Origin of the sequence: Rhodococcus maanshanensis NBRC 100610, assembly GCF_001894865.1 — a bacterium.
In the GTDB taxonomy this organism is placed as follows: domain Bacteria; phylum Actinomycetota; class Actinomycetes; order Mycobacteriales; family Mycobacteriaceae; genus Rhodococcus_G; species Rhodococcus_G maanshanensis.
The window spans coordinates 1-22,145 of sequence record NZ_BCXA01000002.1 but is presented as its reverse complement, the minus strand read 5'-3'; the positions used below and the strand labels follow the sequence as shown (position 1 = coordinate 22,145).

Annotated in this window: 18 protein-coding genes and 1 tRNA gene; 11 read left to right on the top strand and 8 right to left on the bottom strand. The window is 67.1% G+C overall.

Annotation, left to right across the window (positions count from 1 at the left end):
• Positions 1-102: 102 nt before the first annotated feature.
• The 4 genes from RM1_RS00330 to RM1_RS00315 all read left to right on the top strand — a co-directional run bounded on the left by RM1_RS00330 (position 103) and on the right by RM1_RS00315 (position 3,765).
• The gene (locus tag RM1_RS00330) at positions 103-1,011 is read left to right on the top strand and encodes an NAD-dependent epimerase/dehydratase family protein (protein WP_072749485.1); all 909 of its coding nucleotides are present in this window, start codon (positions 103-105) and stop codon (positions 1,009-1,011) included.
• Positions 1,004-1,573: a YdcF family protein gene (locus RM1_RS00325; RefSeq protein ID WP_143069420.1), complete on the top strand. Its 570-nt coding sequence runs from the start codon at positions 1,004-1,006 to the stop codon at positions 1,571-1,573. Before RM1_RS00330 ends, RM1_RS00325 begins: the two co-directional genes overlap by 8 nt.
• A gap of 135 nt (positions 1,574-1,708) precedes the next feature.
• On the top strand, positions 1,709-2,419 hold the full coding sequence (locus RM1_RS00320; protein ID WP_143069419.1) for a hypothetical protein: 711 nt from the start codon (positions 1,709-1,711) through the stop codon (positions 2,417-2,419).
• Complete coding sequence (locus RM1_RS00315; RefSeq protein WP_083576427.1) at positions 2,416-3,765, top strand: O-antigen ligase family protein; 1,350 nt, start codon at positions 2,416-2,418, stop codon at positions 3,763-3,765. Before RM1_RS00320 ends, RM1_RS00315 begins: the two co-directional genes overlap by 4 nt.
• A gap of 18 nt (positions 3,766-3,783) precedes the next feature.
• Here RM1_RS00315 and RM1_RS25835 read toward each other — a convergent pair whose 3' ends face one another.
• From RM1_RS25835 to RM1_RS00295, 3 genes are all read right to left on the bottom strand, one after another.
• Positions 3,784-5,601 (bottom strand): glycosyltransferase family 2 protein, encoded by a 1,818-nt coding sequence (locus RM1_RS25835; RefSeq protein ID WP_083576426.1) that lies wholly within the window; start codon positions 5,599-5,601, stop codon positions 3,784-3,786.
• A gap of 61 nt (positions 5,602-5,662) precedes the next feature.
• On the bottom strand, positions 5,663-6,577 hold the full coding sequence (locus RM1_RS00300) for a glycoside hydrolase family 16 protein (RefSeq protein WP_072749483.1): 915 nt from the start codon (positions 6,575-6,577) through the stop codon (positions 5,663-5,665).
• 291 nt (positions 6,578-6,868) lie between these two features.
• Positions 6,869-8,149, bottom strand: coding sequence for a hypothetical protein (locus RM1_RS00295; RefSeq protein WP_072749482.1), 1,281 nt, complete (start codon positions 8,147-8,149; stop codon positions 6,869-6,871).
• A 205-nt stretch (positions 8,150-8,354) separates the two neighbouring features.
• On the opposite strand from RM1_RS00295, the gene RM1_RS00290 reads away from it, so the two are divergent.
• From RM1_RS00290 to RM1_RS00275, 4 genes are all read left to right on the top strand, one after another.
• A complete protein-coding gene (locus RM1_RS00290) occupies positions 8,355-9,341 on the top strand; it encodes a hypothetical protein (RefSeq protein ID WP_072749481.1) in 987 nt (328 codons plus the stop codon).
• Complete coding sequence (locus RM1_RS00285; protein WP_218019663.1) at positions 9,334-10,842, top strand: oligosaccharide flippase family protein; 1,509 nt, start codon at positions 9,334-9,336, stop codon at positions 10,840-10,842. Before RM1_RS00290 ends, RM1_RS00285 begins: the two co-directional genes overlap by 8 nt.
• Positions 10,839-11,753, top strand: coding sequence for a glycosyltransferase family 2 protein (locus tag RM1_RS00280; RefSeq protein ID WP_072749480.1), 915 nt, complete (start codon positions 10,839-10,841; stop codon positions 11,751-11,753). The genes RM1_RS00285 and RM1_RS00280 overlap by 4 nt, the downstream gene beginning before the upstream one ends.
• A 65-nt stretch (positions 11,754-11,818) precedes the next feature.
• On the top strand, positions 11,819-12,031 hold the full coding sequence (locus RM1_RS00275; protein WP_072749479.1) for a hypothetical protein: 213 nt from the start codon (positions 11,819-11,821) through the stop codon (positions 12,029-12,031).
• Positions 12,032-12,048: 17 nt separating this feature from the next.
• On the opposite strand, the gene lhgD is transcribed toward RM1_RS00275, so the two are convergent.
• The 5 genes from lhgD to RM1_RS00250 all read right to left on the bottom strand — a co-directional run bounded on the left by lhgD (position 12,049) and on the right by RM1_RS00250 (position 19,390).
• Complete coding sequence (gene lhgD, locus RM1_RS00270) at positions 12,049-13,239, bottom strand: L-2-hydroxyglutarate dehydrogenase (protein ID WP_072749655.1); 1,191 nt, start codon at positions 13,237-13,239, stop codon at positions 12,049-12,051.
• Positions 13,240-13,266: 27 nt separating this feature from the next.
• Positions 13,267-14,157, bottom strand: coding sequence for a nucleoside triphosphate pyrophosphohydrolase (locus tag RM1_RS00265; RefSeq protein ID WP_072749478.1), 891 nt, complete (start codon positions 14,155-14,157; stop codon positions 13,267-13,269).
• 4 nt (positions 14,158-14,161) lie between these two features.
• Positions 14,162-17,821, bottom strand: coding sequence for a transcription-repair coupling factor (gene mfd / locus RM1_RS00260; protein ID WP_425528687.1), 3,660 nt, complete (start codon positions 17,819-17,821; stop codon positions 14,162-14,164).
• Positions 17,822-17,938: 117 nt separating this feature from the next.
• A complete protein-coding gene (locus tag RM1_RS00255; protein ID WP_072749476.1) occupies positions 17,939-18,574 on the bottom strand; it encodes a ScbR family autoregulator-binding transcription factor in 636 nt (211 codons plus the stop codon).
• 174 nt (positions 18,575-18,748) lie between these two features.
• Positions 18,749-19,390, bottom strand: coding sequence for a TetR/AcrR family transcriptional regulator (locus tag RM1_RS00250; protein WP_072749475.1), 642 nt, complete (start codon positions 19,388-19,390; stop codon positions 18,749-18,751).
• A 139-nt stretch (positions 19,391-19,529) separates the two neighbouring features.
• Between RM1_RS00250 and RM1_RS00245 the strand changes: the two genes are divergently transcribed.
• The 3 genes from RM1_RS00245 to RM1_RS00235 form a co-directional block, all read left to right on the top strand.
• Positions 19,530-19,600: transfer RNA gene (locus RM1_RS00245), tRNA-Gln, on the top strand.
• 91 nt (positions 19,601-19,691) lie between these two features.
• Positions 19,692-21,167 carry a bifunctional UDP-N-acetylglucosamine diphosphorylase/glucosamine-1-phosphate N-acetyltransferase GlmU gene (glmU, locus tag RM1_RS00240; protein ID WP_072749474.1) on the top strand — a complete coding sequence of 492 codons (1,476 nt, stop codon included), beginning with the start codon at positions 19,692-19,694 and terminating at the stop codon, positions 21,165-21,167.
• 35 nt (positions 21,168-21,202) lie between these two features.
• Positions 21,203-22,145 (top strand): ribose-phosphate diphosphokinase (locus tag RM1_RS00235; protein WP_051637329.1); only part of this gene is annotated, 943 nt, incomplete at its 3' end.

The window sequence follows — 22,145 nt, the reverse complement described above, 5'->3', positions numbered from 1 at the left end:
GGCTTGGGGCACCGATAGGGCGAGTTGTATCGATGTGCTCTCGGTGACGCGATCGGTCGGGACTGATAGCGTTGTCAGCCCAATGTCTGAGGTGGCAACGACATGAAGTCGACCCTCGCATCGCGACGGGTACTCGTTACTGGGGCGGCCGGGTTCATCGGATCCCGCCTGTGCACGAGACTGCAGGAATTGGGCGCCGAAGTACACGGGGTATCTCGGCGCAGCCGCGAAGGCGGCGGCGCTTTCTGGTGGAAAGCCGATCTCGCCGAGTATCCAGCCGCGCACCACGTGATGGAAGAGGTCCGGCCCGATCTCGTATTTCACCTGGCAGGTGAAGTCAACGGAGCGCGCGATGTGTCGATGATTCGTCCGACAATTCGGAACAACCTGTTGCCGACGGTCAACCTCCTGACGTCGGCATCCGAACTGGGCGGACCTCGAGTGATCCTGGCCGGGTCAGCGACAGAACCAGATCCCGACCAGATTCCGACCTCTCCATATGCGGCCTCGAAGGCGGCGAGTTCGATCTATGCGCGCACATTTCACGCGCGCTACGGACTTCCGGTGACGAATCTGAGACTCTCGATGGTTTACGGGCCCGGTCAACAGGACTACGGCAAGCTGGTCCCGTACGTGACCCGCACTCTCCTGCGCGGTGAGGTTCCCCGGCTGACCAGCGGCGCCAACGAGTTCGACTGGGTGTACGTCGACGATGTCGTGGAAGCCTTCACCTGGGCAGCATCGGACGCCGACTGTATGGGAGAAACCCTCGATATCGGATCCGGCGAGCTGGTTTCGGTTCGCTCGGTCGTCGAGCGGATCGTTCGACTTGCCGACCGGACGGTTCAGCCACAGTTCGGAGTCGTGCCCGACAGGTCGGGGGAAGTGTCGCTGCTCGCCGATGTTCGGCGCACCCGCGAGGTCTTGGGATGGCAGGCGCGGACATCCCTGGACGAAGGCCTTGCCACGACGGTCGAGTGGTACCGGGAACGACACGCTCGCGATGCGTGAGCACCGTCCGGAATCAGGTCATGCCCGAAACCGCATTCGACGATTGACTGCGGCCTGCCTCCTGCTGATCACGGTCGCGATCGCCGGGGTGCCTGCGTATATACATCCGCAACTGGATCCGCTGCGGCCTGCCGATGCGATCCTCGTCCTCGGCGGGCCCGACGACAGCCGGTATCCATTCGGCATCGAGCTCGGGCTGCACGGTTGGGCCCCCACGGTGGTTCTGTCGAATCCGCTTGGGGCAGAGGATGACTGGATGACGCAAGTCTGTGAGTCACCACACCGTGGGATCGAGGTGGAATGTTTCGTTCCTGATCCCCCGACCACCCGAGGAGAAGGACGGGAACTGCGCCGTCTCGCCGACCAGCACGGATGGCATCACGTCATTGTCGTGACCTTCACACCGCACATTTCCCGCGCTCGGTTCATCCTGCACCGCTGCTTCGACGGCGAACTGACCATGGTCGCGAGCCCGGGCGAGGTATCCGTGCCGAGATGGGCTTTCGAGTACGCGTACCAGTCCGTGGGCTATGTGAGGGCAGTCCTGCAACCGGGTTGTTGATCGCTGAGAAATCGAGGCATCCGTCGGCGCATTCGGGTTGGTAGCATTGACGCACCCCAGTTCATTCAATGACGAGGGGACGTTGACGTGGACCTGTTCGATGTCGCGCGATCGTGCTTTCGACGCTGGTATGTCGTGCTTCCATTGCTGCTGATCACCACCTGGTTCAGCTACCACACGTACAGCTCGACCAAGCCCGTCTATTACTCGAGTGCCGTGATCGGACTGGCGCCGCCGAGCCTGCGGATCGACACTGCCTCCCCCGACAGCGGCGGGGTTCGCCGCAACGGGCTTCTGGACGTGGGTGGAGCGTCGCTGATCGCCAACATGACCGCGGTCGGACTGAAGGAATCGTCCGTCGTGAGCAGGGTCGTGGCAGCGGGCGGGCTGCCCGACTACAAGTCCGAGATGTTCCCGACACCCGCCGCCACCCCGCAGCTGCCGCTGATCATGGTCGAGGTGATGGCCCCGGACCCGGCGGCCGCGACGAAGACGCTCGAACTGGTTTCCTCCCAGGCAGATGTCACGATGCGGACCCTGCAACAGCAGGCGCGCGTACCCGATGATCAGATGGTCGCGCCGTTCCTGGTGCAACCGCCCACCGCGCCCGTCGCGGCGATGCCGTCCCGCACCCGGTCGACGATCGCGATCTTCGCTGCCGGCGTGGGGCTTTCGATCCTGTTCACCGTCGTGCTGGACATCATGCTGACCCGCCGCAAGGAGCGAACGGCCACGAACCGGCAGGCCGGGGAGGCCGCCGGCCCGAGCCCGGATCACCCGCCGAGCGAGCCCGCCGGGCGCGGTGACGGCGCACCGGTCACCGAAGGCGCCATGGACACGACATGACAACGGCGCAGCCGCGCACCGCCGCCACACCGATCGATCCGCCGTTCCAGAACACATACGGCGGCAAGGACGAGCGGGAGCGGACGCCGTGGCTGCTCGGGTTCCTCGCCTTTCTGATTCCGATCATGCCGGCGTATGTGGTGCTGCCGGGACCGTTGAAGAGCAACGGATCGCCCGCGCGGATGATCGCGGTGGTGCTGTTCGGTTTGGTCGTCCTCGGCTTCGCGCTGTCCCGACGAACCGCGAACACCCGGCAGGTGAGCCCCGGGGCCATCGTCGTCCTCGTCTACTTCCTGCTCTGGCTGACGACGTACGGGGTCGGGCTCCTGTACGTGGACAGCGCGCTCATCGCGTCGAACAGGACTCGCGCGATCATCACACTGTGCGCCGATGTCGGCGTGGCACTCTACGTCCTGTCCAGGGTCAAGACCGATCGCCAGCGCAGTATCGTGCTCGGCTGTCTCGCGGCGGGTCTGACGTTCGCCTGCCTTGTCGGGCTACTGCAGGGCTTGACCCCGATCGACCTGCGGTTCCTGTTCCGGCCCCCGGGGTTCGCCCTCAACGTCGAGGAACTGCAGCTGACCGAGCGTCTGGGGGCCAGGCGGGTCATCGGCACGTCGCAGCACGCGATCGAGTTCTCCGTGCTTGCCGCCACGACGGTTCCGCTGACCATCTACTTTGCCCGGCATGCCCCGAACCGGAGCCTGCGCCTGCTCGCCGCGGCCGCGGCGTGCCTGGCCCTGCTGGCGTTGCCGGCGGCCATCTCACGGTCCGGGGTGATCTCGCTGGTCACGGTGCTACTGATCTACATGCTCGCCTTCACCGTGCGACAAATCGCCATAGCGCTTGCGGTCGGAGCCGTCGCGGTCGTCGCCTATGCCGTCGCGTTCCCGCACGTGGCGGTGGCGTTGTGGGAAACGATCACCGGCTCCGAGAGGGACCCGAGCGTCCGTGCCCGAACCGAGGACTACGCCGAGGTGTCGCAGACCTTCCGCGAGCATCCGGTCTTCGGCCTCGGGCTCGGCGGCCAACCGCACCTGCTGGACAACGAATGGCTCCAGACGATCGTGCAAGGCGGTGTCATCGGCCTCGCGGCGATGATCGTGGTGACCGGGGGTGCGGTCTTCGGAATGGCCGCGGGACTACGCAGGGCCACGTCCCCGCGAGAACGCGAGCAGGTGTACATGATGGGGGCGGTCCTTGCCGGCATCCTGGTGTCCAGCACAACATTCGACCTCTTCTACTACCAACAGGCCTCGCTGATCTTCTTCATCGTGTTCGGCCTGCTGTGGTCCACCTTCACCGTTCCTGTGCCCGAGATCCGAGGAGGGCGGCCGCGACACTGATCCTTCGAACGCAGAGCATCACCGGTTGGATCGGCTGCTCTCGTCGCGCTCCCACATCACCGTCGCCTGTGCGGCGGGTCGCCGCGCAGCCACGGCCATGCCGAAGTACACGGCCGCATCGACCGCCGACCTGGGCCCCCGGATCGTGTGCACGAGTGCGCGCGCCGTGGCAGGACCGGTTCGGCTCGCCCGATCGGGGTCACAGGCGACGAGCTCCGCGTTACCACGGTGGTGACGACGCAGGATCGCGAGCAGACTCCTGGCATCGGAGGGCGTCCGCCAGACGGTGGGTTCCGTCTGCACAACTGCCTTCTCGTCATCGTCGAACCGGGTGTCGACGAAGAAATCGTCTCCCGTCACGTCCGGAAAGCTCCCGAATCGCTGGTGTCCCAGCTCGTTGAGTCCGTATACGCCCGCGCACCACATCGCCTGCTCGTGCAGCGAAATCCTTCTCCGGGCACGGTAATAGCTGCGCACGAGCACGCCTGCGCCGTCTGAATCGTAGCGAGAGGCGGGCCGGGCGACCATCACGTCGCCCTGGCCGAGCCGATCGAGGACCTCGATCACGGCAGCGGCCGTGATCCCGATGTCCGCGTCCAGATAGAGTCGCGGCCACAGGGTGGCCAACTCGTCACCGGTGTTGAGCGCCAAAGGCTTCGACCCCACCGCCAACTCCACGACCTGCACCCCCGGCACCGCCCGCGCAACGTCGGCGGTGCCATCCGTGCAGCCGTTGCACACGACGATGATCTCGATGAACCCGTCCACCGCTGCCCGGCTCAGCGGGGCGAGCGTTCGTTCGATGACGGTGGCCTCGTTGTAGGCAGGAACGATCACCGAACCACGCCGATGCGGGCCCGATATCCGTTCCACCGCTCTGGGTTTGGTTGCACGCGGAAGCTCCCGCCAGCGGCTCCGACTCACCACGACGGCGAGCGTACGACGATGAACGGGATCGTAGGAACGCAACATCTCGGCCAGTGCAACCGAGAACCGGAAGAGTGCCGAGTACACCGATCCGTGGTGGCGCTCGACGTAGCGGACCCTGTTGACGGCCAAGAGCGTCGCCAGCGACTGCGAGGTTCCCGACCCTCCCATGCGATGTACCACGATCGCAGATGGTTCGAAGCGAACGAGATGGCCGCTCTCCCGCAGCCGACGAAAGTAGTCGGTCTCCTCCGAGTACAGGAAATACTCCTCGTTCCACTCCCCCAACACGCGAGCAAGCGAGCCACGGACCAGCAACGCGGCGCCCGTGGCCCAGTCCACATCGTGCGCTTCGACGTAGCTTCGAGGGCGATGATCGAACTCGGAGAGGAATCCGGGCCTGCTGCGCCACAGCCTGCTGCCGAGCACCGCATCGCCGATGGCCCGGGTCAGCGAGGGTTCCCGGCACAGTGAGTGGTGGGTCCGCCCATCGGCGTCCCGGATGAGTGGTACCGCGGCACCGATCCGACTGTCCTCGTCGAGTACCCCGAGCAGCCGGGTGACCGCGCCCGGGAGCAACCGAAGGTCCGGGTTGAGGATCAGCACCGCGCCGCAGGGTTCGGTGAACGGCAACGCCGCGTTGATGCCGCCCGCATAACCGAGGTTGCCGCCGGACTCGATCAACCTGATGTCGCGGTGCGCGCGGACCAGCTCGACCGTGTCGTCCGACGACCGATTGTCCACGACGATCACTCGCACCGGCCGGTCACGGGCTGCGATTCGCAGATCGTCGATCAGCGGGAGTACATCGCGAGCGCTGTTGTACGTCACCAGCACCACAGCGACGTCAGCGGGCCGATCCGCGGCGATGAACCGGCCTCGCCCGTCTCGGGCCCGCGATGCCTTCATGCCGAAACCCCTGACGGCTCGTCGCCGAGTCGGTCGGACACATCGTGCGAAGCATGTGCGCTCAATGCTGCTGATACACCCGGATGTAGTCAACCTCGAGTTGGTCGGCCACCGTCTGATCGGCCAGAACCGAGCCCTCGCGCCGCTCCCAGTCGTTGTCGACCATCATGTGCAGGATGATCTGCATGGGTCCGTTCTCGATCTTGGCGGCGTCGTCGAACTGACCGCACTTGACGCCGTCGATGTACCAGGCGATGTGGTCGGGTTGCCAGTCCACGCCGAATCGGACCCAATCCCGCGAATAGTCCCTTGCCGCACAGGCGCCGTTGTCGTGGAGACCGTCGTTGACCCGATACGACTGAGTGCGGCCGTCATAGGCATAGGTCATGAAGACGCTGTCGGGAAACCCGCCCAGAACCTCCGCGATATCGATCTCGCTCCGGTATACGTACGAGGGATCTGTCGGCAACATCCAGAACGCCGTGAAGAATCCGGGAACATCGGGGACCTTCATCCGCGATTCCACGTATCCGTAGGTGAAAGGGAACAGATACTGCGCGCCGACATTCGGCCGTGCGGTGGACAGCAATCCGGCCTTGTAGGTGCAGGAACCCTGAAAGCACGCACTGTCCGCCTCGGGGGGCGACAGTGGCTCCGCGACGAGCTTGGCGGTGCCCCCGCTCACGCGGACCTGTTCCGGCTTGTACGTTTCCCGCCCCTCGTTGAAGGAGCTGGTGCAGTCACCGTAGTTCCAGTCGAAACACGGTGTGAGCTTGGCGTGGTCGTAATCCGATCCGTCGAACTCCTCGGCGAATGCGACCTGCCAGGTCTTGCCGGGAGCCGCCAGTGCCGGCGGAGAAGATGCACAGTTGGGGTGCGCGCCGACCTCACCCGCCGCGCAGGAGTCGGTGCTCGCGCCGTCGCTCGTACCGCCACTGCACGACAGCACCAACACGATGAGCGACGCCGTGAGCACTGAACACAGGGTCCGGCCGACGACAAAAGGCGATCGAGACATGGCAACAACTCGCGCAATCGAGTCCGGAACGGTCGGGCGCCAGTTTAACAGAACGAGTTTGCCGTCGCCAGTGAATTTCACAGCGGACGACGTACGCTCAGTTCTTCGAAATTGCTTGACAATTAACGTGTTTCGCATTTTTCTTGCGCCGGCTAGGCACCGACGAGATACCCGGTTGAAATGGATTCCGTTGCACCGTGAAATTCACCCGGTCGTCGTCGTTCGCCTCGGGTGGGCCACGTTGCCTGCTCAGACAGCTCGCACGATCGGCATCACCACGACCCCGATGGTCAGGAGGGCCTGGAAACCGGCCAATCCCAGCAGAGGCCATGTGCGTCGGATTTGCCCGTCGGCGAAGAGGGCCACAATCGCGAGGACGGCGAACATCCCGATCGGAAGCTCGGCGTATTTCTGATAGAGCTGAGCACCCGGTGCCGTCGCGACTGCCAGTGCACACAGCGCCGATGCCAGGATGATCGCGGTCCGCCGCTCGAGGATGAAGAACACCACCGTGCATGCGAAGCCGCCGATGAAGGCGAGTATTACGAGAATCGGCGAGCGACCGGCGACATCTGGGACCTGGGCAACGACCGCCCATACGACACCTCCCCGGCGAGAATCATCCGGGAAGGACGTGGCCGCACTCGGGAACACGCTCGCGGCAAGTGCCGCAACAGCTCCGACCGCCACCCCGACCCGAGCGCGCTCTCGGATGACGTCGGTTCGCATCGTCGCGATGAGCACTGGAACCGCGAAGATCGCGGCGACGGCAAACGTGAACGCGATCGATGTCCAACTCTGCGTCGAGGCATTGAAACCGCGCATGGCCGGCGGCGTGAGGCCTCCCCACATCGTCACGAGCGCGACGAGAACCGCCACGCCGGGCACGCACAGCCTGGCGAGCGCGCCCACTCTGGTCGGCCAGGGTCGGCCGCGCATGGACCACAGGCACGCCAGGATTGCGGGAACCAGCGCCCACACGAACGTCTGGCGCGTCGCGATGGCTGCGGCGATCAGCACGCCGATCGCGACCTGTCGCCGCGTTGTCAGTGTGCGCTCCAGCAGAACGAGCGCTGCCATGGTGAACAAGATCGCGGCGTCATCGGTGAGCATCCACAGTGCGGACTGCCAGAAGTACACCGAGAGCAGCAGGGGCGCGACCGCGAGGGCGCGACCGTAGGGAGTCGGGACCGATCGCGCATGCCACACGGCAAGGGCCGCCAGCGCGGCGGCAAACAGCGCACCCACGATCTGTGTTCCGGCCTCCCCCATTCCGAACGGGCCTGAGATCGCTGCGACGACAAGGTGATAAAGCGGCCCGGTCGCGGTGGGCAGATCGACGATGTCGATGCGCGGGAAATCGTCGCGGATTCGCATCACAGACGGCAGGTGAAAGCTTCGTTGGTCCCGTCCGCCTGCAGTGACGATGACGCCGAGCCCGGCGACGAGTGCCGTGCAGGCGAGGACGGTGCAGGCAGCGACCGCCGCCGAGAGATGAGCACCACGAGTCGGCTTCTTGGCGGTCGCCATGTAACGGATCATGCCGTACCCAGGCGATTTGATGCCAGGGCGTGGACACCGAATAGCTCGAGTGTGAGAATCCTTGGTGTGCTCATCGTGTCCTATGAGCACAGCCTGTCGGACGTCGCGCAACGTTGCGCTTGCCGTTCGCCGCGGTCGCGGACGGGGCCGATGCCCTACGTGGCGCCGGCCTGGCGAAGGAGCGACAGCGAGAATGACGGAGCCCGTGTCCACCGCGTCCGTTCAGGGCTTACGCGTCGGCGACCTGGTCGAAGTCCGCAGCGCCGAGGAGATCATGGCGACCCTCGACGAGCGCGGCGAGCTGGAGAACCTGCCGTTCATGCCGGAGATGCTCGGGTTCTGCGGCCGGCGGCTGACAGTGCGCAAGGTCGCTCACAAGCTGTGCGACCCCGTCAACAAGACCGGCATGCACAAGATGGCGAACGCGGTGCACCTGACCGGCTCACGCTGCGATGGCTCGGCACACGGCGGCTGCCAGACCGCATGCTCCCTGTACTGGAAGGAAGCCTGGCTCAAGCGAGTCGAGCCAGGTATGGCGAGCTCGGCAACCGGCGGCCCCATCGACCTGCCGCTACTGGAGATCAACACGCGTAAGGAACCCGGGCAGGACGGCGCGCCACGCTACTCATGCCAGGCGACCGAGATACTGCGGGCCGCGCCGACCTGCTTGCCGTTCCGCGACGTCCGCCAGTACGTGACCGATGTCAGGACCGGCAACGTCACTGCGCTCGAGTCGCTCCTGGCGTTCCTCGTTGCCTTCTTCAACCGGCTGCAGCACGTAAGCAAGCGGGTGCTGCCCCCCAAGCTGTGGTTCCGCGACGGCCTTCCCTGGGGCTTCGTGAAGGGCCGGGTCATCGGCAGAACACCCACCGGGCACCTGGACCTGCAGCCCGGCGAGATGGTCCGGATCAAGACCAAGGAGCAGATCGAGGCAACCCTCAACAAGGACCGGCTCAACCGCGGCATGGGCTTCGAGGAGGAGATGGCTCGCTTCTGCGGCCGCACCGCGCGTGTGCAGGCACGAGTGACCAAGTGCATGGACGAGAGGACCGGCGAGCTGCTGACCATGAAGAGTCCCTGCATCGTGCTGGAGGACATCGTGTGCGCCGGCGTGTACAACGCCAGCTGCCCGCGCGAGTACGTGTCGTTCTGGCGAGAGATCTGGCTCGAGCGTGCCTGACGAGGCGGAGGTGACGCCTGAGGAGTCGAGCGTCGAGCAGGTCGGCAGGATCGGCCGCAAGGCGGGTCGCGGCCTCAAGTGGAGCCTGCTCGGCAACTTCGCCACCAAGGCAGGCTCGTTCGCGATCGGCCTGGTGTTGGCCAGGCTGCTCACCCCAGCCGATTTCGGCATGTACGCGGTGGCGCTGGCCGCGACCGCGTTCGTCATGCACATCAACGACATCGGGATGATTGCAGCCGGCGTGCAGTGGCGAGGCAAGCTCGAGGACATGGCACCGACGGGCGCCACGATCGCGGTGATGTTCAGCGTCTTCGTCTACGGCGTGTTCTGGCTGCTCGCACCCGCGTTCGCCGCACTCGCAGGCACTCCGGATGCCGCGCCCGTGGTGCGGTTGCTGACCGTGGTCATCCTGATCGACGGCATCACCGCGATACGTGTGTCCGCGCTGCAGCGCAGGTTCGAGCAGGACCGGCTGACGAAGGCCACCGTGATCGGCATGCTCGCCAATGTGGCGGTGGCGCCGCCGCTGGCGTTCGCAGGCGCGGGTGCGTACAGCTTCGCGGGCGGTCAGGTGGCCGGGGCGATCGTCACCGGCGTGCTCGTGTTCACGATGGCCGATCTGCCGGTGAAGTATGCGCTGGACAGGGAGATCGCGAAGAAGCTGCTCAAGTTCGGGATACCGCTTGCCGGCAGCCTCGGCGTGGAAGCCCTGCTGCTCAACGCGGACTACGTGATCGTCGGCAACGCGCTCGGGGCTGCGGCGCTTGGCTATTACCTGTTGGCGTTCAACGTCTCCAACTGGGTTCCCGGCTTGGTCGGCACCGCCGTGCGCTACGTGTCGATCGCCGGCTTCTCGCGGCTGGCGGAGCACGAGCCGGGGGCGCTCGCGCTGGGTGTGCGCCGCACGGTCCCCCTCCTGGTGTCGGCGATCCTGCCCATCGCGGTGGTGATGGCCACTCTGGCCTCGCCCCTGATCGAATTCCTGTACGGCGATCAGTGGGGGCCGTCGGCGGATGTGCTGCGCATTCTCACCGTGCTCATGGTCGTTCGCATGCTGACGTCGCTGACGTTCGACATCCTGGCCTCCCTTGGCGCCACCAATGCCACGGTCTGGCTCAACGCCGGCTGGGCCGTCGCCCTCATCCCTGCGCTCTGGACCGGCACCCACCTGGCGGGCATCCGAGGAGCGGCCTTCGCGCACGGCGTCGTCGCGGTGCTCGTCGCGCTTCCCCTCGCCGTGCTGGCCCTGCACCGCGCGGGCGTCAGCCTGGTGCCGACGCTGCCCGCGCTCGTGCGGCCGGCGCTCGGCGCCGCGGTGTCGGCCGTGGTCATCCTGCTCGTCCTCCCGTCGATCGACGGTGGGCCGTTCGCCCAGCTCGTGGTGGCCGGCGGTGCGGGAATGCTCACTTTCGCCCTGGTCGTGGTCCCGATCGGCCGGTTCCGGCAGTTGAGGTCGTGGTTGGCTCGCCGCCCGTTGAGCCATGAAGGAGTAGCCAGGTGAACAATGCAGCCACCAAGGTCTCGGTCGGGTTGCCCGTCCGCAACGGAGCCGAGCGGATCCAACACGTCGTCGAGTCCGTGCTCACCCAGGACCACCAGAACCTGGAACTGGTGATCTGCGACAACGCCTCCACCGACGGCACCGAGGAGCTGTGCCGCGGCCTCGCCGCGCAGGACGGCCGGATCGTCTATCACCGCAATCCGATGGACGTGGGGCTGCTCAACAACTTCATCGGAACGATTCGCCTGGCCACCGGCACCTTCTTCCGCTGGGTGGGCGATGACGACTGGCTGGAGCCGCACTGCGTGTCGCGCGGCCTCGAGGCGTTCGCGGCCGACGACCGGCTGATCCTGGTGACCAGCCAGCTCGCGTACACCGGCCCGGACGGCGTCACGCAGACCGCGGCGTACGACGGCACCGCACTCGGCTCGGACGACCCGGTCACGCGCTTCACCGAGATGCTGCGGCTGCTCAACGAGAGCCACCTGCTGATCGATCCCCTGTATGCCCTGGTCCGACGCGAGCCGGTCGTGCGCATCGAGCGTCGGAACATGCTGCGTGAGGACGAGGTGTTCGCGACCAAGCTCGCGCTCGCCGGGCCGTGGGGGCACGTGCCGGAGGTGCTCGCACGGCGGAACTGGACGGACGACAGGCTACCGGCGCTGGCCCGCAAGCTGGCAGTGCCGGGGTGGCAGGCGCATGTCGCGACCACGCTGCAGTGCCGAGAGATCCTGCGCTGGCTGGCCGAATGCGACCTGGGCGACCAGCAGCGGCGCAGGGCCCGGCTCGCGGTGGCGCGGATGTACGCGCGGCGTCAACGGATCGTGGTGGTCCGCCGCGGACGCAAACTCGCGCGTATCGCGCGGGAACTCGTTCGAGATGACCCGCGACGTGTGAAACCCCTTGTGTGAGTTACAGACGCGTCCGAAGTAGGCCTCGCTCGATCGGGCGTTCACGTTGTCACAGGCGCCCGGAGTTGTTCGCCCTCGGCCTGCTGATCGGTATCGCCGCACCGATTGCGTTCCAGATCGTATCTCGCCGATCGAGTCTGATGCAGACGCTTCTGTTCGGCGAGAAGTCAGTGCGCCGTCCGACGATCCGGCGGCAGGTGCGCCACACCGATCACCGGAAGCCACTCAGCGAGCGCTGGCACGTCCTCGCGCTGCGCCCACACCTGCGGGCTCCATGACGATCCGCAGCCCCAGCTCAGCCCTCGGCCAACAGCCTGTGTGCAATGGCTTCGGCGATCGGCAAGGCGGAGGTCGCCGCCGGCGACGGAGCGTTGAGGACGTGCACGGAGCGTGGTGACCGCTCGATCAGGAAGTCGTGGACGAGGGTTCCATCGCGAAGCACCGCCTGCGCCCGGATACCAGCCTCGCGGGGCAGCAGGTCGTCGATGGTCAGCTCGGGACAGTACTTCCGGCAGCGCGCCAGGTATCCGGATTTGAACAGCGAATCCCGCAGTTCGCCGATGCCGGTCCGAAGGTGTGCGTGCGCCACCCGGTAGAAGCCGGGAAACCGCGCGTACTCCCACACGTCCCTGCGGTCGAAGCTGAATCGTCGGTAGCCCTCACGCGCCAGACCGAGCACCGCGTTGGGGCCAACCGTCAGCCTGCCCTCGATGGTCGGACTGAGGTGCACACCGAGAAAGGGCAACTCCGGATCGGGGATCGGGTAGATCAGGTGGTGCACCAACTCTGAACGCCAAGCGGGCAGCTCGTAGTACTCGCCCCGGAAGGGAACGATCTGAAAGTCCGTGCGAATCTGTGCCATTCGGGCCATTCGATCGGCCTGAAGGCCCGCGCAGACAACGAGACGCCGGGCCGACCACGACCCCGACGGACCACTGACCACGACGCGAGCGGCCGACTCCGCGATGGCGGTCACGGCGGTGTCGAGCCTGATCTCGCCGCCCGCGGAGCGAATCTGATCGGCCAAAACCTCTGTGACCCTGCGGTAGTCGACGATTCCGGTCGTCGGCACGAACAGGGCGCCGGTGCCCGTCACCGCCGGCTCGCGGCGCCGCAACTCGGCCCGATCCAGCACCTCGACGTCGAGCCCGTTGACCCTGGATCGCTCGTACAGCGCCTGCATTCTCGCGTGCTCGACGCCGTCGGTCGCGACCAGCAGTTTGCCCCGTACGTCGAAGGGGATGCCGTGCTCGGCCGCGAAGTTCTTGGTCAGCTCGGCGCCGCGCCTGCTCAGCTCCGCCTTGAGGCTGCCCGGCTGATAGTAGATGCCGGAATGAATGACGCCGCTGTTGTGTCCGGTCTGATGCATGCCGAGGCGGCCGGCCTTCTCCAGCAGGAGCAGACTCGCTCCCGGCCGACGGCGGAGAAGTTCCCTGGCCGTGGCCACGCCGATGATGCCCCCGCCGATGACGCAGTAGTCGTACATCGACACCCACCTTCCGCGGTCGAAGACCTACCGCGCAATCCAGTATTGCGCCCACACGTCCGCGGTGAGGCGGCCCCGTTCGATCCCGTGTTCATGCGCGGCGACCTCGGCGCCCCGGATCTGCGTCACAAATGACAAGGTTGCCTTTCGCAGGTCGTCCTCGGCGTTGCCCGACCCGCCCAGTCGCACTGTCTTGAGTTCCGCGGGTATCAAGCTCTGCGGCAGTCCCGCCTTGGTCGCCCGCTCGATCACCTTCTCCGCCAACGCGAGCGCCGGCTGCGCCATCGCGATGCCGTCAAGGCAGGAGGCCCGAGACTTCTCCGTGGCCTTCGCGACCTCCCACGCGGCCTCCTGCTCGGCCACGTCGATCGGCCCGGTGTGACCGTTGGTGAGGTGGGGGCTGCGTAACGCCAGCTTCGCGACCAGGGTTTGCGCCACATCGTCGACGGTGAAGGGATCGGTCGCCGACTCCTGCGCGATCCGCGAGTGGAACAGCACCTGCAGCAGTAGATCGCCCAACTCCTCCCGCAGGCCCTCCTGGTCGCCCTCCTCGATCGCGTCGAGCAGTTCGTAGGTCTCCTCGAGCAGGTAGCGGCGCAGCGAGTCGTGAGTCTGCGTGACCTCCCACCCGCCGAATTGCCACAGCCTGTCCATCACCTCGACGGCCGCCAACAGCCGGCTCCCCGGCACCGGTGACGCCACGACCACCTCCTCACCCGAGGACACGCGGTGCCGTACCTGTACCCCTTGGGGGTCCACTGCCACCAGCACGGCGGCACCAGGTGCGTGCGGCAGCCCCAGCTCTTCACGCACTGCGATCGGCACCTCCGAGGCGTATTCGACCTGCCCGCGCAGCAGCCGCACCGCCGCCGCCGGGACCCGGGTGGGGCCGTGCGGGTCGAGCAACACCACGGTCATCGCCTCACGCCCCCGCCTGCACCCGCACGTCCACTGCCCCCGCCGCCCGGCCGTCGAGGGCGAGCAGGAAGTCCGCGATGTACTGCAGCAGCTCGACGTCCCGCAGCCGGTCCGCACCGACTCCGCCGGAGCCGGTGCGCGGCAACGGAAGCTGCACCATCCCGGTCGTCGCACGGTACTGCGCGCTCGGGTAGAGGCGCTTGAGCCGGAGCTGCTTCGAGTCCGGGAGCTGCATCGGCGCGATCTTGAGCTGGGTGCCCGCCACGGAGACCTCCTCGAGGCCGAACTCGCGGCAGAGCAGGCGCAGCTTGGCGACCGAGACCAGCCTGCCGACCTCCTCCGGCACGGGGCCGTATCGGTCGACGAGCTCCTCGATCACCGCGGCGATGGCCTCGGAGTCGGTGGCGGCGGCCAGCTTCCGGTATGCCTCGAGCCGGAGCCGGTCGCTGGTCACGTAATCGGGCGGGATGTGCGCGTCCACCGGCAGGTCGATGCGGACCTCCGAAGAAGGCGCTGCCGCCTCAACGGGTCTGCCGTCGGCGACCGCACGGAACGCCTCAACGGCCTCGCCGACCAACCGCACGTACAGGTCGAACCCGACCCCTGCGACGTGACCGGACTGTTCCGCCCCCAACACATTTCCCGCGCCGCGGATCTCGAGGTCCTTCATCGCGACGGCCATGCCCGCGCCGAGATCGGAGTTCTGCGAGATGGTGGCGAGGCGGTCGTAGGCGGTCTCGGTGAGCGGCTTCTCCGGCGGATACAGGAAGTACGCGTAGCCGCGCTCGCGACTGCGGCCGACGCGACCGCGGAGCTGGTGCAGCTGTGACAGGCCGAGCGAATCGGCCCGCTCGACGAGCAGGGTGTTGGCGTTGGAGATGTCCAGACCGGTCTCGATGATGGTGGTGCACACGAGGACGTCGAACTCGCGCTCCCAGAAGCCCTGCACGGTCTTCTCGAGGGTCTCCTCGTTCATCTGGCCGTGCGCGACCACCACTCGCGCCTCGGGCACCAGGTCGCGAAGACGCTTGGCGGCCTTGTCGATCGAGCTGACCCGGTTGTGCACATAGAACACCTGACCGTCGCGCAGCAGCTCGCGCCGGATCGCGGCGGCCACCTGCTTGTCGGCGTACGCGCCGACGTAGGTGAGCACCGGGTGTCGCTCCTCCGGCGGGGTGAGGATGGTCGACATCTCGCGGATGCCTGCCATGCTCATCTCGAGGGTTCGCGGAATCGGGGTGGCGGACATGGTGAGCACGTCGACGTGGGTGCGCAGCGCCTTGATGTGTTCCTTGTGCTCGACGCCGAAGCGCTGTTCCTCGTCGACGATCACCAGCCCGAGGTCCTTCCAGCGGACCGCGGTCTGCAACAGGCGGTGGGTACCGACGACGACGTCGACCTCGCCGTCCGCCATGCCTGCGATGATCTCCCGCGACTCCCCCGGGTCGGTGAACCGGGACAGGCCCCGGACCTTGACGGGGAAGGAGGCCATTCGCTCGGTGAAGGTCTGCAGATGCTGTTGCGCGAGAAGGGTGGTCGGCACCAGCACCGCCACCTGCTTGCCGTCCTGGACGGCCTTGAAGGCGGCGCGGACCGCGACCTCGGTCTTGCCGTAGCCGACGTCGCCGATCACCACCCGGTCCATCGGGACCGGCTTCTCCATGTCGGCCTTGACCTCGTCGATGACCGTCAGCTGGTCGTGGGTCTCGGTGAACGCGAACGCGTCCTCCATCTCCTTCTGCCACGGGGTGTCAGGGCCGAAGGCGTGCCCCGGCGCGGCCTGCCGGGCGGCGTACAGCTGGACCAGTTCCCCCGCGATCTCACGGACAGCCTTGCGGGCCTTGCGCTTGGTGTTGGTCCAGTCGGAGCCGCCGAGCTTCGAGAGCGCGGGCAGCTCGCCGCCGACGTAACGGGAGAGCTGGTCGAGGGACTCCATCGGCACGAACAGCCGGTCGCCGGGATGCCCCCGCTTGCTGGCCGCGTACTCGATCACCAGGTACTCGCGGCGCGCGCCGCCCACGGTCCGCTCGACCATCTCGACGAACCGGCCGATGCCGTGCTGATCGTGCACCACCATGTCGCCCGCGGTCAGCGCGAGCGGGTCGACCTGATTGCGCCGCTTGGCAGGCAGCCGCTTGCCGTCCCCGACCGCAGCGACGCGGTTGCCGGTGAGGTCGGACTCGGTGATCAGGACCAGGCCGGCATCGGCGGCCTCGCCGCCAGGGAACATCAGTCCGTCGTGCAGGCTGCCGCAGAGCACGCCGACCACGCCCGGCCCCGGTGCCGCGCCCGGCGCCAGCTCGGTCGCCGGGACCTCCGCCTCGGCGAGGCGCTCCAGCACCCGGTGCGCGGTGCCGGAGCCGGCCACCACGATCGCGGCCCGACCGCCCGCGCTCACGTGCGCCCGCAGGGTCACGAACAGCTCGGCCAGCAGCTCGTCGGAACCGCGGACCTCCGGCACCGCCCGCAGTTCGAGCGCCAGTTCCTCGCCGCTACCCGAGGCGAGCGGACTGACCGTCCACCAGGGCCTGCCGGACGCCTCGACGCTCTCGCGCACCTGGCGCAGTGACCGGTAGGCGGAGGCCGCGAGGTCGAGGCCCTTGCCACCGACGCTCGAGGTGTCGATCGCGGACGCGTCCAGCGGCGCCGCCCCGCCCAGTGAGGCCGCTGTCCAGGACGCCTCGAGGAACTCCTGGCCGGTGCGCACCAGGTCGGTCGCGCGGGTACGGATCTTCTCCGGGTCGCAGAGCAGCACGTGCGTGTTCGCAGGCAGCGCATCGGTGAGCAGCGCCAGCTCGCCGTTCTGCAGCACGGGCAGCAGCGCCTCCATACCCTCGACCGGGATGCCTGCGGACAGCTTGTCGAGCATCTCCACCAGCGCCGCATCGGCCTGGTTGTCGGCGGCCAGTGCCGCCGCGCGATCACGTACGGCCGCGGTGAGCAGCAGCTCGCGACAGGGCGGCGCGATCAGGGTGGCGACCTCGAGCTCGGGCAACGACCGCTGATCGGCCACCGAGAACGCGCGCAGCTCGGTGACCTCGTCGCCCCAGAACTCCACCCGCACCGGGTGGTCGGCGGTCGGCGAGAAGATGTCGAGGATGCCGCCGCGGACCGCGAACTCGCCACGCTTGCCGACCATGTCGACGCGCTCGTAGGCCAGTTCGACGAGGCGGTGCGTCAGCGCGTCGAAGTCGTACTCGGATCCGACCCGCAGCGTGATCGGTTCGATCTCGCCGAGCCCGGGGGCCATCGGCTGCACCAGCGAGCGGACGGTGGTGACGATGACCCGCAGCGGCGGGCCGTAGTCGGCGTCGTCCGGGCGTGCCAGCCTGCGCAGCACCTCGAGCCTGCGACCGACCGTGTCCGCGCCGGGCGAGAGCCGCTCGTGCGGCAGCGTCTCCCAGGACGGGAACTGGGCGACCGCGTCGCCGAGCACCTCGCGCAGCTCACCGGTCAGGTCGTCGGCCTCGCGGCCCGTCGCGGTGACGAGCAGCAACTGCACTTTCTCCGCGATGGCCGAGGCGATGAACGGCCGGGCCGGGGTGGGCGCGACGATGTCGAGCGAGGCCGAGCCGACGGCCTCCCGCACGCCGCCGAAGGCGGGGTCGGCGAGCGCCGACGCGAAAACTCCGGCGAGGGGAAAGGCAGCGGGTTCGACGGCCACCGGGTTCGAAGAACGGGAAGACAACGTCGATGCTCCTGGGCTCGCCGAACGGGTGAAGTCGCCGCATGGACGACCACAACAGATAGTAGGCCGGGGCACCGACCGGTGCCGATGGGGTCAACGACGTGAACGCCTGAGGGTGAACTCCCGGAAATAGCCGACCTTTGTGGCGGGAACCAACGACGTGAGAATGAAGGACCAGGTGCTTTCCATCCTGGCCGGTAGTTGTTCCGCGCTCCCGGTCGCGCTAGCTGCGACCCGACCACCGAACAACGCATCGAAGATGAAGGTCGCGATCGCGTCCGCCTCCGCCTCCGCGGTGATGTCGCCCTCCGCGATCGCCCTCTTGACCAGGTTCGAGTTCTCTCGCTGCCAGAACTCGACGAGGTTGTCTCCGGTTCCGCGGTGATCGCCGATCTCGTGATGCAGGCGCAACATCGCCGCGACGATCGGATCGGTTGCGGCCACGTCCGTCACCAGATACGAGAGCCCGATCATCGTCTCCAACGCAGGGTCGCGAATGTCCATCAACGGCGCGCAGGCCGCGATCACTCGGCTGTTTCCCTCGTCGATGACGCCCCGTGCGAGCTCTTCCTTGGAAGCGAAATGGAAGTAGAGCGAACCCTTGGTGACACCGGACTCGGCGATGATCTCGCTGAGGTTCGCGTTCGCATAACCGAATCTCGCGAATACGTTCGCGGCGGCACCGAGAACCGCTTTCCTCGTCGCTTCCGCGCGCTCCTGCCTGACCATCGGACCGCCTTCTCGGTAGACGCATGAGGCCTAGAGCCTGCCGCTGGCGCGCACACTATGTGACTCGCGGGCCTGTCACCACGACAAATCCATCAAAAACTTTACACCCGCACGGTGAACTCGGTCGTATTCGGACCGCGAGTCACCGCCCCGGTGTCGTGGCAACCGGGAGTCCTACTCCCCGGCGAGTTTCGGTTCGGCTTCCAGATTGGTCAGGCCGTTCCAGCACAGGTTCACCACGTGCGCGGCCACCACCTCCTTGGGAGGGGTCCGTTCGTCGAGCCACCACTGCGCGGTCATCGACACCATCCCCACCAACGCCTGGGCGTAGAGGGGCGCCAGGTCCGGGTCGAAGCCGCGTTTGGAGAAATCCGAGGCCAGGATGTGCCCGACCTGGCTGACTGCATCGTTCAGCAGGGACGAATAGGTACCGTCGGCCGCCGTGACCGAGGAGTCGCGCACCAGGATGCGGAACCCGTCGGTGCGCTCCTCGACGTAGGTGAGCAGGGCCAATGCCACCCGCTCGACCCGGACCCGGGACCGATTCTGCGACAGGGAGGCGGTGATCATGTTGAGCAGCGTCGACATCTCGCGGTCCACGACCACGGCGTAGAGGCCCTCCTTGCCGCCGAAGTGCTCGTAGACCACGGGCTTGGAGACGCTCGCACGGGCCGAGATCTCCTCGATGGAGGTGGCCTCGTACCCGCGTTCGGCGAACAGCGCGCGGGCGATCTCGATCAGCTGCTCACGACGCTGGGTGCCTGTCATCCGCGTCCGCGGAGGTCGTTCGCCGGAGGCCTGCGGGGGTCGGGACATGCCGCCAGCCTATCCGGCACGCGAATCGATTCAGTCGAGGCGGTTCGACCAAATCCGCGGCAGCATGCGAGGATCGTGGGCGCACAGGCGGGGCCGGGTCGAGCCTCCGGTTTCTGACGCGTTTCCGCAGGTGCGGCAATCCGCCGTAGTGTAATGGCAGCACCTCTGATTTTGGTTCAGATAGTTCAGGTTCGAGTCCTGGCGGCGGAGCGAGTACTTCTGAGCGACCATTGGCTCAGTGGCGCGATCTGCTGGGTCACCCAGCAGCTTGTAGAGACCGGTTCGATTTCGAGGGAGCGTCATGCCAGCCGAGACCGCCGTGGTAGTCCTCGCCGCGGGAGCGGGCACACGGATGCGGTCCAAGACCCCCAAAGTGCTGCATTCGCTGGTAGGCCGGACGATGCTCGCGCACGCGCTGTACGCGGCCTCCGAACTCGACCCCACCCACCTGGTCACCGTGGTCGGGCACGAGCGCGACGCAGTCAGCGCGGCGGTGTCGGAGGTCGCCACCGAACTGGGTCGCAAGATCCTCGTCCCGATCCAGGAAGAACAGAACGGCACCGGTCACGCGGTCGAGTGCGGGCTACGGTCGCTGCCCGAGGACTTCGACGGGGTCGTGCTCGTCACCGCTGCCGATGTGCCGTTGCTCGACGGCCACACCCTGCTCGGCCTGATCGACGAGCACAAGACGGCACCCACCCCTGCCGCGGTGACGGTGCTGACCTTCGTCCCAGCCGATCCCAACGGATATGGACGCATCGTCCGCAACGCGGCAGGCGAGGTGGTCGAGATCGTCGAGCACGTGGATGCCACCCCGGAGCAGATCGCGATCACCGAGGTCAATTCCGGTGTCTACGCCTTCGACGCCAGGGTCCTGCGCGACGCACTCGGCAAGCTCGGAACGAACAACGCGCAGCAGGAGCTCTACCTCACCGACGTCCTCAAGATCGCTCGCGAAGACGGTCACCACGTGTATGCGGCGCAGCTCGCGGACGAGGCCAAGGTGACCGGTGTCAACGACCGCGCCCAGCTGTCCCGGGTGGCCGCGGAGATGAACAGTCGCATCATCGAAGGACACATGCGCGCAGGCGTCACCGTGGTCGACCCGGCGAGCACCTGGATCGATGTCGGCGTCACCCTCGGACGCGACGTGACCATCGAGCCCGGTGTGCAGCTGCGCGGCCGCACCACCATCGGCGAGGACGCCGTCATCGGCCCGGACTCCACCCTCAAGGACGTCACGGTCGGCGAGGGCGCCACCGTGGTCCGCACCCATGCCGACCGTTCGACGATCGGCGCGGGCGCCACCGTCGGGCCGTTCACCTACCTGCGGCCAGGCACCGTGCTCGGCGAGGCGGGCAAGCTGGGCGCCTTCGTCGAGGTGAAGAACTCCGACATCGGGGCGCACTCGAAGGTGCCGCACCTGACCTATGTCGGCGACGCCACCGTCGGCGAGCACAGCAACATCGGGGCGTCGAGCGTCTTCGTCAACTACGACGGCGTCAGCAAGAGCCGTACGGTGGTGGGGTCGCACGTCCGCACCGGGTCCGACACGATGTTCGTCGCCCCGGTGCAGGTGGGCGACGGTGCGTACACCGGTGCGGGTACGGTGCTGCGGTTCGACGTTCCGCCCGGCGCGCTCGCCGTGTCCGGGGGTAAGCAGCGCAACATCGAAGGTTGGGTCGAGCGGAACCGACCCGGCACCGCGGCGGCCGAAGCGGCGGCGCGGGCACAGCAACAAGCCGAAAACACGAACAAGGATGGCGAAGATCAGTGACTAGCGCGAATTGGATCGACAACCAGAAGAACCTGATGCTCTTCTCTGGTCGCGCCCATCCCGAGTTGGCCGAGCAGGTCGCGAAAGAGCTGGACATCCAGGTCACCCCGCAGACCGCCCGCGACTTCGCCAACGGTGAGATCTTCGTCCGGTTCGAGGAGTCGGTCCGTGGCTCCGACGCGTTCGTGCTGCAGAGCCACCCGGCCCCGCTGAACCAGTGGGTCATGGAGCAGCTGATCATGATCGACGCGCTCAAGCGTGGATCCGCCAAGCGCATCACCGCGGTGCTGCCGTTCTACCCGTACGCCCGCCAGGACAAGAAGCACCGCGGCCGCGAGCCCATCTCGGCCCGCCTGATCGCGGACCTGCTCAAGACCGCGGGCGCGGATCGGATCATCACCGTCGACCTGCACACCGACCAGATCCAGGGCTTCTTCGACGGCCCCGTCGATCACATGCACGCGCAGGGTCAGCTCGCCGAGTACGTGCGGGAGAACTACGGCACCGACAACATCTGCGTCGTCTCCCCCGACGCGGGCCGCGTCAAGGTCGCAGAGAAGTGGGCCGACGCCCTCGACGGCGCGCCGCTGGCGTTCGTGCACAAGACCCGCGACCCGCTGGTCCCGAACCAGGTCAAGTCCAACCGCGTTGTCGGTGACGTCAACGGCCGCACCTGCGTGCTGATCGACGACATGATCGACACCGGCGGCACCATCGCGGGCGCCGTCAAGGTGCTCAAGGATGCCGGTGCAGGCGACGTCATCATCGCCACCACCCACGGCATCTTCTCGCACCCGGCCGCGGAGCGACTGGCGTCCTGCGGCGCCAAGGAGGTCATCGCGACCAACACGCTGCCGATCCCCGAGGAGAAGCGTTTCCCGACGCTGACCGTGCTCTCCATCGCGCCGCTGCTCGCGCGCACCATCAAGGAGGTCTTCGAGAACGGCTCGGTGACCTCCCTCTTCAACGGCAGCGCGT